Source organism: Pseudomonas panipatensis (assembly GCF_900099785.1).
In the GTDB taxonomy this organism is placed as follows: Bacteria; Pseudomonadota; Gammaproteobacteria; order Pseudomonadales; family Pseudomonadaceae; genus Pseudomonas; species Pseudomonas panipatensis.
The window spans coordinates 21,177-33,221 of sequence record NZ_FNDS01000006.1; the positions used below are offsets into that span (position 1 = coordinate 21,177).

A 12,045-nucleotide genomic window follows, 5' to 3' on the forward strand; every position below is an offset into this window, starting at 1 on the left:
GACGTATGAGTCAGGACAACGAGCTTCGAGACAGGGTCATCATCGTGACGGGAGGTGCCAGTGGTATGGGCCGTGACACCTGCCTGGCGCTGGCCAGGGCCGGTGCCAGGGTGGTGCTGGGCAACCGCACCGCGTCAGCCGGACAGGCGCTGGCCGAGGACATAGTCGCGGCCGGCGGCCAGGCGCTGTTCCGCAGCACCGATGTGTCTCGCGCCGAAGACTGCGAAGCACTGGTCCAGCTGGCCATGAACCACTATGGGCGGGTGGATGGGGCGTTCAACAACGCCGGTCTGCAGCGCGAATTCAACGACCTTCACGAAACCCCCGTAGAGGACCTCTCCGAGGTCATCGACATCAACCTCAAGGGCGTCCTCTACATGATGAAGTACGAAGCCGCAGCCATGCTGCGAAGCGGCGGAGGGGCCATCGTCAACAACGCATCGATCTTCGCTCTCAAGGCCATGCCCAAGACCGCCTATTACGTCGCCGCCAAGCACGGCATCGTCGGCGCCACTCGTGCGGCGGCGCTGGATTACGCCACCCGCGGCATCCGTATCAACGCGGTGTGCCCCGGTCCGATCAAGACCCCCAGTTTCGACCGCGTGACCAATGGCGACGAGCACCTGTACGACGACGGTGTGCCCATGCAGCGCATCGGCCGTCCCGCTGAAGTGACCGCGGCCGTGCTCTGGCTGCTGTCGACCCAATCGTCTTATGTCACCGGCGCCACCCTCTCGGTGGACGGCGGCATGTCGGCCGAGTGAGAGCCGCCCGCCGGCCCCGGCCAGAGGAGAACCCGCAATGATCAACGCTCTGAGTTACGTCGTCGTCGATACCCCCCACCTGGCGCAGTGGATGGACCAGGCCCGTCATCTCGTCGGCCTGCACGTGGAGGTGGTGGAGCCCGATGTGTGCGTGCGCCTGCGCGCCGACGAAAAGGTCCAGCGCCTGCTGCTGACCGCCTGCAGCGGCGAGCCCTCGATGGGCATGGGCTTCGAGGTAGCGGACGCTGCCGCACTGCAACAGGCGGGCCGCGCCCTCGAGGCCGCGGGCTATCCCACCACGCCCGGCACCAGCGAAGAACTGCGACTGCGCGGCGTAGCCGGCATGCTGCACTTCCGGGACCCGGACGGCGTGCGCCTGGAGATCGCCTATGGCCTGGCCGACGCCGACAGCCCGTTCCAGCCGGGGCGGCCGCTGGGAGGCTTCCGTACCGGCGACATGGGCATCGGCCACGTGGCCTTGATCACCGAGCACTTCGATGAACTCAGCCGGTTGTACCGGGAGGTGCTTGGCTTCCGCGTCAGCGACCACACCCAGGCGCCGTTCCGCGTCGAATTCCTGCACGTCAACCCACGCCATCACAGCATCGGCCTGGCCCACACCGGCGGGCCGGCGAAGATCTATCACCTGATGCTCGAATACAACGACTTCGACGACCTCGGTCGCGCCTACGACATGGCCTTGACCGACCCCGACAGCATCGGCGTCACCCTCGGGCGCCACATCAACGACCACGTCACGTCGTTCTACCTGAAGAACCCGGACGGCTGGATGTACGAGCTGGGTTGGGCCAGCCGCACCATCGGCCCGGACTGGCAGGTCGAAGAGCTGCAGGGCATGAGCCTGTGGGGACACGACCGTACCTGGTTGCCGCCGGCCAAGCGCGAGGAGGCTCGTCAGATCCTCAAGCGCCTTTCCGACCAGGGCATGCGCGCGCCCGTCATCACCACCACCCAAACCACAAAGGTCAAACAATGACTGCCGCAAACCCGTCTGCCTCACCGGAGATAGCCAACCGCCTGGCGGTTGGCGAATGCACCTTCAACTACCACGACAGAGGGCAGGGCGAGGTCATCCTGCTGATCCATGGTTCCGGTCCCGGCGTGACCGCCTGGGCCAACTGGCGCGGCGTGATCCCGACCCTCGCCCAGCGCGCGCGGGTCATCGCCCCGGACATGCTCGGCTTTGGCTACACCCGCTGCCCATCGCAGTGGAAGCTCGACCCGGCCACCTGGGTCCAGTCGCTCATCGGTCTGCTCGATGCGTTGCACATCGACCAGGTCGCGATCGTCGGCAACTCCTTCGGTGGCGCCATCGCTCTGGCCTTCGCCGCTGCCCACCCGCAACGGGTCAGCCGTCTGGTGCTGATGGGCGCAGCCGGTCTGTCGTTCCCGCTGACCGAGGGCCTGGACAAGGTCTGGGGCTACCAACCCTCGCTGCCGGCCATGCGCGAACTGATGGAGGTCTTCGCCTATGACCACAGCCTGATCAACGATGACCTGGTGCGCATGCGCTACGAAGCCAGCGTGCGTGACGACGTGCAGAGCCGTTTCGCTCAGTTATTCCCGGCGCCGCGCCAGCAGGGCGTGGAAATGCTCGCCTTGGCGGAGGGAGCGTTGTCCGCGCTAGCGCACCCGACCCTGCTGATCCACGGTCGCGACGACCGGGTCATTCCTCTGGCGCTCTCCGAACGCATGCTGCGCCTGATCCCCAATTCTCAGTTGCACGTATTCGGTGGCTGCGGCCACTGGGTACAAATCGAAAAAGCCCAGGCTTTCACCCGTCTGCTGGTCGACTTCCTGATCGACGAGCCGGCCACTGCAGGAGCACAAGCATGAATCGCGAAACCATCCGGGGCCGCTGGGCCATCCTCTCCTGGGAACAGGTCTACGACGATGGCCGGGTTGTGTACCCCATGGGCACCGCCTTGGAGGGCTTTATCGAATACAGCGATTTCGGCATGTTCTGCGTCATCGCCAAGGCCGATCGCGAACCCTTCGTCAGCGGTGGACAGTGGTCGGCGAGTGATGCTGAGAAAGCCGCCGCCTACGGCAGTTACCTGACCTATGCGGGCGCTTTCGACGTGCAGGGCGATACCGTATTACACCATGTTCGCCACAGTCTCTTTCCGAACTGGGAAGGCGGGACGCAACGACGCATTGCGCATCTGGACGGCGGGGTGCTGGCCCTTACCGCGCGCCTGGAGGAGGGCTCCAGCGAAGCACGCACCGCGACGTTGCGTTGGCGACGTGCTGAATAGATTTCTCAAGGTGGCCCATCGCTGAGCGACAGGCCGAACGGGTCGTCACCCCCGGCCTCGCCAGCAACCACGTTCCACGGCGTCGCCGGAAACTCGCCTGGCAGGGCTGCGCTTCAGCGCCGGCAGGAGGGTATGCAAGCGCAGTTACCCGGCGCCTGTCGCGCAACTGATACGCAGGACTGGCCGCTTTGCGCGCTCCGTCCGCTGCGCGAGCCTGGCGCCCGGGCCTTTCGCGGGCATGGCAGCTGGTTGGATGGACCCTGCATGGACCGTCAAACGGTCAGTGTATCGAGATTGATAAGAAATTGGCGCTGATTTATTGACGTTAATTGGCTATCATTTCGCTATTACATCTTGTAGGGCTCATGCGATGTACAGGTATTTTGTCGACCGTGCGAACTTGAGGGCCGTCGCGCAGTATTTGATCGATGCTCGCCAGGCGGAGGTGTCTGACGTGCTGGCCGTCAAGGCGATGCTGAAGCACCGCTTGAAGGAAACGTTCGCGGTGCAGGGCACGTCCGTCAACTTCGATGCCTGTGCCTGTGTCTGCGAACCGGTGTTCTGCATGCCGGTGGAGAAACCGGGCGGCCGGCGCACGGACGTGATGCTGAATCTGTTGATCCGCTCCGGCACCAACGGCGCCGCCGCTTGGGAGTTCGAGCGCCTGGCCTGAGGGCCGCGACGGCTCGCGGCGATGGCCGGCGCCAGTGTGCTGCCAGAGCAGGTTGCGGCCGCTGTCCTCGACGACCCTCTCATCGATCGATGACTCCCTGGTTGTAACAGTGAATGGAATTGTTCGAGTGTCACCACGCAAGTGGCGCTCGGGTTCTTGCGCCTTTGCCTGTCGGTATATGTAACGGGAAGAAACGGCGGGCGTTGCGCAGCGCATTTTTGTCTGGCGCCTGGTGCATTAAGTGGCGGGCGAAGAGCGATGACAAATGAATGAAGATGAAACTTCGTTCATGTATTTAAACTTGTTTTCTAAATGGCCTTGGCATTGTTCCTGCGGAACCCCGGCAGTACCGGCGAGAACGCCGTCTGGAGCCGATTCGGCGGCTCTGTCGCGCGGCTTGGCCGAGTCATGCGGGGGCTGTCGCTCAGGCAAAAAAAGGCCGCCCAAAGAGTTGGCGGCCGTAGAAGGAACGGGCAAAGTATCCCAGGGCGTGGTATTGCCTGCGATTGAAAAATAATTCATCTGATGACGAGATGAGTCCGTTCTCGAATGGATAGTCCGGTGATCTGCAAATTTGTCGCTTGAATGGCATTGCACCGGGATGAGTGACGCGACGCAGCGCGTCGATGATCACCCGCGGAATAATCCCGGCGTACCGCCCAGGCGCTCGTAGCCGGCGCGCTCGAACAGCGGCCATTCACCCGCTCGAAGTGTCCCTGTCATGAAATGAAAAGTGCCTGTCGCGCGATGAGAAGCGGGTCCTCGCGCCGCTCCCTAGAGTCTGGATTCATGGGGGCACTGCCCCTCCAACAAGAAACCAGAGGGGAGATGTGGCATGGCTAAAGCGGTTCGCTTCTATGAGGCTGGGGGACCCGAGGTACTTCGCTACGAGGACGTGGAGGTCGGCGATCCCGGTCCGGGTCAGGCGCGTATCCGTCACGTCGCGGTCGGCCTGAACTACGCGGATACCTATTTCCGCAACGGCACCTACCCGATCCCGCTGCCCAACGGCCTGGGTGTCGAAGCCTCGGGCGTGGTGGTGGCGGTGGGCGAGGGCGTCGATAACGTGGTCCCCGGCGACCGCGTGACCTACACCGGCTTCATCAACACCCTCGGCGCCTACAGCACCGAGCGCCTGATTCCCGCCGCGCCGCTGATCAAGCTGCCGGAAAGCATCGCCTTCGAGACCGCCGCGGCCATGACCATGCGCGGCCTGACCTCGGCCTACCTGATGCGCCGCATCCATGCCTTCCAGCCGGGCCAGAGCATTCTCCTGCATGCCGCCGCCGGCGGCGTCGGGCTGATCGTTTCGCAGTGGGCCAAGCTGCTCGGCCTGACCGTCATCGGCACCGTGTCCAGCGCGGCCAAGGCCGAGATCGCGCGCGCCCACGGTTGCGACCAGGTGATCGACTACAGCCACGAGGACGTCGCGGCACGGGTGCGCCAGTTGACCGACGGGCGCGGCGTGGACGTGGTCTTCGACAGCGTCGGCAAGAACACCTTCATGGCCTCGCTCGACTCGCTCAAGCGTCGTGGCCTGATGGTCTGCGTCGGCACCGCGTCCGGCCCCATCCCGCCGTTCGATCCGGTGCTGCTGGCGATGAAGGGCTCGCTGTTCCTCACCCGCCCGGCGCTGGCCGACTACATCGCCGACCCGGCGGAGAAGGCCGAGCTGGTCGGCGAGCTGTTCGAGCATGTCGGCAACGGCCGCATCCGCATCGAGATCAACCAGCACTACGCCCTGCAGGACGCGGTCCAGGCGCACCGCGACCTGGAAGCCCGCAAGACCACCGGTTCATCCATCTTCGTCATCTGAGGAGAGCGGTATGCACGTAGAACAACTGACCTGCAGCATCGGCGCCGAACTGAGCGGGGTGAACCTCGGCGACGCGGCGCGCGACGACGGCCTGTTCGGCGCGATCCGCGAGCTGCTGCTCAAGCACAAGGTGCTGTTCCTTCGCGACCAGGACATCAGCCGCGCCGATCACGTGGCCTTCGCCCGCCGCTTCGGTGAGCTGGAGGACCACCCGGTGGCCGGCAGCGACCCCGAGCATCCCGGTCTGGTGCGCATCTACAAGAACCCCAACCAGCCCAACGACCGCTACGAGAACGCCTGGCACACCGACGCCACCTGGCGCGAGGCGCCGCCCATGGGCTGCGTGCTGCGCTGCGTCGAATGCCCGCCGGTGGGTGGCGACACCCTGTGGGCCAACATGGCCCTGGCCTACGAGATGCTGCCGGCGGAGATCAAGGCGCGCATCGAAGGCCTGCGCGCGCGCCACAGCATCGAAGCGAGCTTCGGCGCGGCCATGCCGCTGGACAAGCGCCTGGCGCTCAAGGCGCTGTACCCGGACGCCGAGCATCCGGTGGTGCGCACCCACCCGGAAACCGGCGAGAAGGTGCTCTTCGTCAACGCCTTCACCACTCACTTCAGCAACTACCACACGGCGCAGAACGTGCGCTTCGGCCAGGACGCCAACCCCGGCGCCGGCGACCTGCTGCGCTACCTCATCAGCCAGGCCTACATCCCCGAGTTCCAGGTGCGCTGGCGCTGGAAGAAGAACAGCGTGGCGATCTGGGACAACCGCGCGACCCAGCACTACGCGGTGATGGATTACCCACCCTGCGTACGCCAGATGGAGCGCGCCGGGATCATCGGCGACAAGCCGTTCTGAGCGCATTGCCCGCGGTGACGCGCGAGCGCCGCCGAGTCCGCGAAGTACAACAACAACGAGGATCACGACATGCAATTCTTCGACGATTCGCTGCACCCCGAGAACCAGGAAAAGGTGGTCATCACCGTGGCCCCCTACGGTCCGGAATGGATGCCCGAGGACTTCCCCGAAGACATCCCGGTGAGCATGGACGAACAGGTCCAGAAGGCCGTCGACTGCTACGAGGCGGGCGCCACCGTGCTCCACCTGCACGTGCGTGAGCTGGACGGCAAGGGCTCCAAGCGCCTGTCCAAGTTCAACGAACTGATCGCCGGCGTGCGCGAAGCGGTGCCGGACATGATCATCCAGGTCGGCGGCTCGATCTCCTTCGCCCCGGAAACCGAAGGCCAGGCGGCCCTGTGGCTGTCCGACGACACCCGGCACATGCTCGCCGAGCTGACGCCCAAGCCGGACCAGGTGACGGTGGCGATCAACACCACCCAGATGAACATCATGGAGCTGCTCTATCCCGAGTACCTGGAGGGCACTTCCCTGGCCCATCCGGCTTACCAGGCGGCCTACAGCGAAATGACCGTGCCGGCCGGCCCGGCCTGGGTCGAAGAGCACCTCAAGCGCCTGCAGGCGTCGGGCATCCAGCCGCATTTCCAGCTCACCGGCATGCACGCCCTGGAAACCCTCGAGCGCCTGGTGCGCAAGGGCGTCTACCGGGGGCCGCTGAACCTCACCTGGATCGGCATCGGCGGTGGCTTCGACGGTCCCAACCCGTTCAACTTCATGAACTTCGTGCACCGCGCGCCGGACGGCGCCACCGTCACCGCCGAGTCGCTGCTGAAGAACGTGCTGCCGTTCAACATGATGGCCATGGCCATGGGGCTGCACCCGCGCTGCGGCATCGAGGACACCATCATCGACCAGCACGGCAAGCGCATGACCTCGGTGGAGCAGATCCAGCAATGCGTGCGCGTCGCCCACGAGCTGGGCCGCGAGATTGCCAGCGGCCGGGAGGCGCGGGAGATCTATCGCATCGGCGTGCAGTACCGCGATGTCGAGGAAACCCTGCGCATGAACGGCATGGCGCCCAATCGCCGCGTCGGCCAGAAGCAGGTTCCGCTGCGCACCTGAGTGTCCTCGGACCGGGGCCGTGCGCCCCGGTCCGGTTTCAGCCAGAACAACAACAATGATGAAACGTCTGGAGTGAAGGTACCGCCATGGCTTTGCATTCCATCGCCGCCGCCGACTATCAGGCCGCCGCCCCGAGCGTGCCGCGCGCCTACGCCTGGGTGGTGTTCGCGCTGACCTTCGGCCTGCTGATTTCCGACTACATGTCGCGTCAGGTGCTCAATGCGGTGTTCCCCCTGCTCAAGCAGGAATGGGCCCTGAGCGATTCGCAACTGGGCTTGCTCAGCGGCATAGTCGCGGTGATGGTCGGCCTGCTGACCTTCCCGCTGTCGCTGCTCGCCGACCGCTGGGGGCGGGTCAGGAGCCTGGCCCTGATGGCCATTCTCTGGAGCCTGGCCACCCTCGGCTGCGGCCTGGCGCAGAACTTCCCGCAGATGTTTCTCGCGCGCTTCCTGGTCGGCGTCGGCGAGGCCGCCTACGGTAGCGTCGGTATCGCCGTGGTGATCTCGGTTTTCCCCATTCACCTGCGCGCCACCCTGACCGGCGCCTTCATGGCTGGCGGCATGTTCGGCTCGGTGCTGGGCATGGCCCTCGGCGGCGTGCTCGCCGCGCACCTGGGCTGGCGCCAGGCCTTCGCCGGCATGGCGCTGTTCGGCCTGCTGCTGGCGCTGCTCTATCCGCTCGTGGTGCGCCAGCAGCGGATCGGCGCCACGCCGCCGCGCACGCCGCGCGTGAGCGGCCGGCGGCCGCTGAAGACGCTGTTCTCCAGTCGCTCGGTGATTTGCGCCTATGTCGGTAGCGGCCTGCAGTTGTTCGTCGGCGCCGCGGTCATGGTCTGGTTCCCCAGCTACCTGAACCGCTACTACCAGATGGGCACCGATCGTGCCGGCCTGGTCGCCGCGCTCATCGTCCTGGTCGGCGGCAGCGGCATGGTCCTCTGCGGCATGCTCAGCGATCGCCTCGGACGCGGCGCGCCGGAGCGCAAGATCGCCCTCGCCGTGGCGTTCTGCGTGATCAGTTGCGTGCTGCTGGGGACGGCCTTCCGCTTGCCGCCGGGGAGCCTGCAGTTGTCACTGATCGCCCTCGGCATGCTGGTGGCCACCGGCACCTCCGGCCCGTCCGGGGCGATGGTCGCCAACCTCACCCATAGCGCGGTGCACGGCACCGCGTTCGCCACTCTGACCCTGGCCAACAACCTGCTCGGCCTGGCGCCCGGGCCGTTGCTGACCGGCATGCTGGCCGACGCCCTGGGCCTGGATCGGGCCTTCGAGCTGGTGCCGCTGGTCAGCGTGCTGGCGGCCCTGGTGTTCCTCTACGCGCGGCGGCATTACCTGGGCGACATCCAGCGCCTGCGTGGCGAGGCGCTGGCGGCGCCCGCGGGAGGGCAGGGGTGATGAGCGTCGTGCACATCGAGATGACCTTCGACTTCATCTGCCCCTGGTGCCTGATCGGCAAGCGCAACCTAGAGGCCGCCGTGCGGCGGCTGGCCAGCCTGCGGCCACAGGTGCAGGTGCAACTGAGCTGGCTGGGCATGCAGTTGTTGCCGGAAGTGCCTGAGCAAGGCGAACCCTTCGCCGACTTCTATGTCCGCCGCCTGGGCGGCAAGCGTGCGCTGCGTGCGCGCCAGGCCGAGGTGCGCGCGGCGGCGCGCCGGGCCGGCGTCGAGATCGACCTGGCGCGCATCCAGACCATGCCCAATAGCGCGCGTGCCCACCGCCTGTTCCTGCGCGCCGCGCAACTGGGCAGCGCGGCGCAATCGCGCGCGCTGCTCGACGGCCTGTTCCGCGCTTACTTCCAGGACGGCGAGGACCTGGGCCAGGCCGGCACCCTGCGCGCGCTGCTGCGCCGCCATGGCTACGACCCGGAGGACTTCGCCGAGGCCCTGGCCGAGGCGTCGCGCTATTTCATCGGCCGCCGCGTCGGCCTGGCGGACATCAGCGTGCCGCTGTTCCTCGTCGATGGCCGGCCCTTCGCCCTCGGCGCCCAGTCGCCGGAGCAATTGCTCGCTGCCCTGTGTCGCACCCTCGACCGCCAGGCCCAGGCCCAGGCGCAGAGTGCGCAGCGGGTGTCGGCATGAGCCGGCGCTTGCCGATTCCGTCGGCCAAGCTGCCGGCGCCCGGTGGGCGCAGCCTGCTGTTCTACGCGCAGCGCAGCATCGTCCTGTTCAACATCGACGGCGAGCTTTACGCCATCGACGACAGCTGCCCGCACGCCGGCGCCTCGCTGTTCAGCGGCACCCTCCAGGGCCGCTGGCTGCAGTGCCCGGCCCACGGCCTGCGCTTCGACCTGGCCAGCGGCTGCATGGCCAACGCCAAGGGCTTCGGCGTCGTCCGCCACCGCATCGAGCACCAGCCCCTGGGCGCTTTCATCGTCATCAGCGATACCCCAATCGAGGAACCTATCCCATGAGCGCAACCGCCATCGCCACGCTGGGCTCGCGTAGCCGGACCCTGCTGCCTGGCTTGATCGCCAGCGCCACGGTCGCCGCGGCGGCGACCTTCCTGTCCGAGCATTACGGCGCGCCGGTCATGCTCTTCGCCCTGTTGCTGGGCATGTCGATGAACTTCCTCGCCGGCGACAGCGTGTGCAAGGCCGGCATCGAGTTCACCGCCCGCGAGGTGCTGCGCGTCGGCGTCGCCCTGCTGGGCATCCGCATCACCCTCGGGCAGATCGCCGCCCTCGGCTGGCAGCCGGTGGTGATGGTGGTGGTGCTGGTGGTGGCGACCATTCTGCTGTCCATCGCCGCGGCTCGCCTGCTCGGATTCAGCAGCCTGTTCGGCCTGCTCACCGGCGGCGCCACGGCGATCTGCGGCGCCTCCGCCGCGCTGGCCCTGGCCGCCGCCTTGCCGGCCCACGCGCAGAAGGAGAAGGCCACGCTGTTCACCGTGCTCGGGGTGTCGGCGCTGTCGACCCTGGCGATGATCCTCTACCCGATGATCGCCCATGCCCTGGGCCTGACGCCCTTGCAGGCGGGGATGTTCCTCGGCGGCACCATCCATGACGTGGCGCAGGTGGTGGGCGCCGGCTACAGCATGTCCCACGAGACCGGCGACAGCGCCACCGTGGTCAAGCTGATGCGCGTGGCCATGCTGCTGCCGGTGATTCTCTGCGCCGCCATGATCACCCGCGCCCGTGGCGCCGAGCCGGGCAGCAAGCGGCCGCCGCTGCTGCCCTGGTTCGCCGTCGGCTTCGTCCTGCTGGCGGCGATCAACAGCAGCGGGGTCATCCCGGCGGCGTTGCAGCGCGCCGCTGGCCAGTGGTCGCAGTGGTGCCTGGTGATCGCCATCAGCGCCCTGGGCATGAAGACCCAGCTCAAGGAGCTGGCTTCGGTGGGGCTCAAGCCGATCCTGCTGATGCTGGGCGAGACCGCCTTCCTCGCCGTGCTGGTCCTGGCGCTGTTGCACTGGGGGCTGTGAGCCCCCTCGCGGCAGCCTCAGGCGCCTTCCTGCGGGGTGTCCGGATGCCGGCGGCGCCAGGCCGCCGGCGATATGCCGAACTGCAGGGTGAACCAGCGCGTGAACGAGCTGGGCATGGAGTAGCCGAGCAGATCGGCGATCCGCCCCAGCGAGTAGCGTGGGTTTTCCATGTAGCGCAGGACCAGCTCGCGGCGCACTTCGTTGATCAGCTCCGAGAAGGTCACGCCGTTCTCTTCCAGGCGCCGCTGCAAGGTGCGCACGTTCAGGCTCAGGTACTGGGCGATCTGTTCGATGGTGGCGCGGCCCATGGGCAGCAGCAGGTAGATGGCCTTGCGCACCTCGTTGAGGGTGGTGCCCTCGGTGGCGCCGGGCAGTGACTCGACGAAGCTGCGCGCGTGCCGGGCCATGGCCGGGTCGGCCATGGGGTTGGCCGCGTCGAGGTCGGCGGCCGGACAGACGATGCCGTTGAACTCGCTGCCGAACTCGATCTTGCAGCCGAACAGGCGCTTGTGCACCTGCAGGTCGGCCGGCGCGTCGTGGGTGAAGTTCACGCTCAGCGGCCGCCAGTGCGGGCCGAGCAGGGCACTGCAGAGGCGGTAGAGCACGCCGATGGCCAGTTCGATGCCCTGGCGCACCGGCACCGGCGGCACGGTGATCAGCTCTTCGCGCAGGATCACCGTCTTGCCTTCCTGATCGACGTACAGCGCCAGCGATTCATTGAGCAGGTGGCGGTACTGGACGATGGTGTTGAGCGCATCGCGCAAGGTCGCCTGGTGGCTGAGCAGCAGGCTGATGACACCGAAATCCGCCAGTTGCCGTGACTCCGCCATGCGCAGGCCGAAGGTCTCGCAGCCGCTGGCGTGCGCCGACTCGTCCAGCAGCCGCGCCGCCACCGAGGTGGGCACGCGCTGCTCCGGATGCTCCAGCATGGACAGGCTCAGGCCCACCTGCCTGAGCTGCTGCTGCGGATTCAGGCCCAGGTGACGCGCTACTTCCAGGTAGTTGGTCAGGGCCGCCATGCGAACCATAGGTATCATGTTGATCGCCATCTTGTTGTTCTGGCGCGGCCGTCGCCGCTGGCCGCCGATGTGGGTCTCGGCGCCGGATTGTAGCGGGGCG

The 12,045-nt window shown here is 66.8% G+C and carries 13 protein-coding genes; 12 read left to right on the forward strand and 1 reads right to left on the reverse strand.

The features are described 5' to 3' along the window. Positions 1–5 precede the first annotated feature (5 nt). The 12 genes from BLQ74_RS14765 to BLQ74_RS14820 all read left to right on the forward strand — a co-directional run bounded on the left by BLQ74_RS14765 (position 6) and on the right by BLQ74_RS14820 (position 10,926). Complete coding sequence (locus BLQ74_RS14765; protein ID WP_090263411.1) at positions 6–764, forward strand: SDR family NAD(P)-dependent oxidoreductase; 759 nt, start codon at positions 6–8, stop codon at positions 762–764. A 37-nt stretch (positions 765–801) separates the two neighbouring features. Next, positions 802–1,761, forward strand: coding sequence for a VOC family protein (locus BLQ74_RS14770; protein WP_090263413.1), 960 nt, complete (start codon positions 802–804; stop codon positions 1,759–1,761). Continuing rightward, positions 1,758–2,621 carry an alpha/beta fold hydrolase gene (locus BLQ74_RS14775; RefSeq protein ID WP_090263414.1) on the forward strand — a complete coding sequence of 288 codons (864 nt, stop codon included), beginning with the start codon at positions 1,758–1,760 and terminating at the stop codon, positions 2,619–2,621. Before BLQ74_RS14770 ends, BLQ74_RS14775 begins: the two co-directional genes overlap by 4 nt. Then, entirely contained in the window at positions 2,618–3,043 is a 426-nt protein-coding gene (locus tag BLQ74_RS14780) for a lipocalin-like domain-containing protein (protein WP_090263416.1), read from the forward strand. Before BLQ74_RS14775 ends, BLQ74_RS14780 begins: the two co-directional genes overlap by 4 nt. A gap of 454 nt (positions 3,044–3,497) precedes the next feature. Beyond that, positions 3,498–3,716, forward strand: coding sequence for a hypothetical protein (locus BLQ74_RS14785; protein ID WP_090263418.1), 219 nt, complete (start codon positions 3,498–3,500; stop codon positions 3,714–3,716). A gap of 835 nt (positions 3,717–4,551) precedes the next feature. Continuing rightward, complete coding sequence (locus BLQ74_RS14790; RefSeq protein WP_090263420.1) at positions 4,552–5,532, forward strand: quinone oxidoreductase family protein; 981 nt, start codon at positions 4,552–4,554, stop codon at positions 5,530–5,532. 10 nt (positions 5,533–5,542) lie between these two features. Further along, positions 5,543–6,391: a TauD/TfdA dioxygenase family protein gene (locus BLQ74_RS14795; RefSeq protein ID WP_090263422.1), complete on the forward strand. Its 849-nt coding sequence runs from the start codon at positions 5,543–5,545 to the stop codon at positions 6,389–6,391. A gap of 69 nt (positions 6,392–6,460) precedes the next feature. After that, complete coding sequence (locus BLQ74_RS14800) at positions 6,461–7,513, forward strand: beta-keto acid cleavage family enzyme (protein ID WP_090263425.1); 1,053 nt, start codon at positions 6,461–6,463, stop codon at positions 7,511–7,513. A gap of 86 nt (positions 7,514–7,599) precedes the next feature. Beyond that, positions 7,600–8,904, forward strand: a complete 1,305-nt coding sequence (locus tag BLQ74_RS14805; protein ID WP_090263427.1) for an MFS transporter — start codon at positions 7,600–7,602, stop codon at positions 8,902–8,904. Beyond that, positions 8,904–9,587 carry a DsbA family protein gene (locus BLQ74_RS14810; RefSeq protein WP_090263430.1) on the forward strand — a complete coding sequence of 228 codons (684 nt, stop codon included), beginning with the start codon at positions 8,904–8,906 and terminating at the stop codon, positions 9,585–9,587. Before BLQ74_RS14805 ends, BLQ74_RS14810 begins: the two co-directional genes overlap by 1 nt. After that, entirely contained in the window at positions 9,584–9,919 is a 336-nt protein-coding gene (locus BLQ74_RS14815) for a Rieske (2Fe-2S) protein (RefSeq protein ID WP_090263432.1), read from the forward strand. The genes BLQ74_RS14810 and BLQ74_RS14815 overlap by 4 nt, the downstream gene beginning before the upstream one ends. Then, positions 9,916–10,926, forward strand: a complete 1,011-nt coding sequence (locus tag BLQ74_RS14820) for a YeiH family protein (RefSeq protein ID WP_090263434.1) — start codon at positions 9,916–9,918, stop codon at positions 10,924–10,926. The genes BLQ74_RS14815 and BLQ74_RS14820 overlap by 4 nt, the downstream gene beginning before the upstream one ends. A gap of 17 nt (positions 10,927–10,943) precedes the next feature. On the opposite strand, the gene BLQ74_RS14825 is transcribed toward BLQ74_RS14820, so the two are convergent. Further along, positions 10,944–11,954, reverse strand: a complete 1,011-nt coding sequence (locus BLQ74_RS14825; protein ID WP_090264021.1) for an AraC family transcriptional regulator — start codon at positions 11,952–11,954, stop codon at positions 10,944–10,946. Between the last annotated feature and the right edge of the window lie 91 nt (positions 11,955–12,045).

What these genes read in the sequence shown, in the direction of transcription:
- BLQ74_RS14815 (WP_090263432.1), top strand. Translation starts at nt 9,584, where the DNA reads ATGAGCCGGCGCTTGCCGATTCCGTCGGCCAAGCTGCCGGCGCCCGGT.
- BLQ74_RS14780 (WP_090263416.1), top strand. Translation starts at nt 2,618, where the DNA reads ATGAATCGCGAAACCATCCGGGGCCGCTGGGCCATCCTCTCCTGGGAA.
- BLQ74_RS14790 (WP_090263420.1), top strand. Translation starts at nt 4,552, where the DNA reads ATGGCTAAAGCGGTTCGCTTCTATGAGGCTGGGGGACCCGAGGTACTT.
- BLQ74_RS14805 (WP_090263427.1), top strand. Translation starts at nt 7,600, where the DNA reads ATGGCTTTGCATTCCATCGCCGCCGCCGACTATCAGGCCGCCGCCCCG.
- BLQ74_RS14800 (WP_090263425.1), top strand. Translation starts at nt 6,461, where the DNA reads ATGCAATTCTTCGACGATTCGCTGCACCCCGAGAACCAGGAAAAGGTG.
- BLQ74_RS14810 (WP_090263430.1), top strand. Translation starts at nt 8,904, where the DNA reads ATGAGCGTCGTGCACATCGAGATGACCTTCGACTTCATCTGCCCCTGG.
- BLQ74_RS14765 (WP_090263411.1), top strand. Translation starts at nt 6, where the DNA reads ATGAGTCAGGACAACGAGCTTCGAGACAGGGTCATCATCGTGACGGGA.
- BLQ74_RS14770 (WP_090263413.1), top strand. Translation starts at nt 802, where the DNA reads ATGATCAACGCTCTGAGTTACGTCGTCGTCGATACCCCCCACCTGGCG.
- BLQ74_RS14820 (WP_090263434.1), top strand. Translation starts at nt 9,916, where the DNA reads ATGAGCGCAACCGCCATCGCCACGCTGGGCTCGCGTAGCCGGACCCTG.
- BLQ74_RS14795 (WP_090263422.1), top strand. Translation starts at nt 5,543, where the DNA reads ATGCACGTAGAACAACTGACCTGCAGCATCGGCGCCGAACTGAGCGGG.
- BLQ74_RS14825 (WP_090264021.1), bottom strand. Translation starts at nt 11,954, where the DNA reads ATGGTTCGCATGGCGGCCCTGACCAACTACCTGGAAGTAGCGCGTCAC.
- BLQ74_RS14775 (WP_090263414.1), top strand. Translation starts at nt 1,758, where the DNA reads ATGACTGCCGCAAACCCGTCTGCCTCACCGGAGATAGCCAACCGCCTG.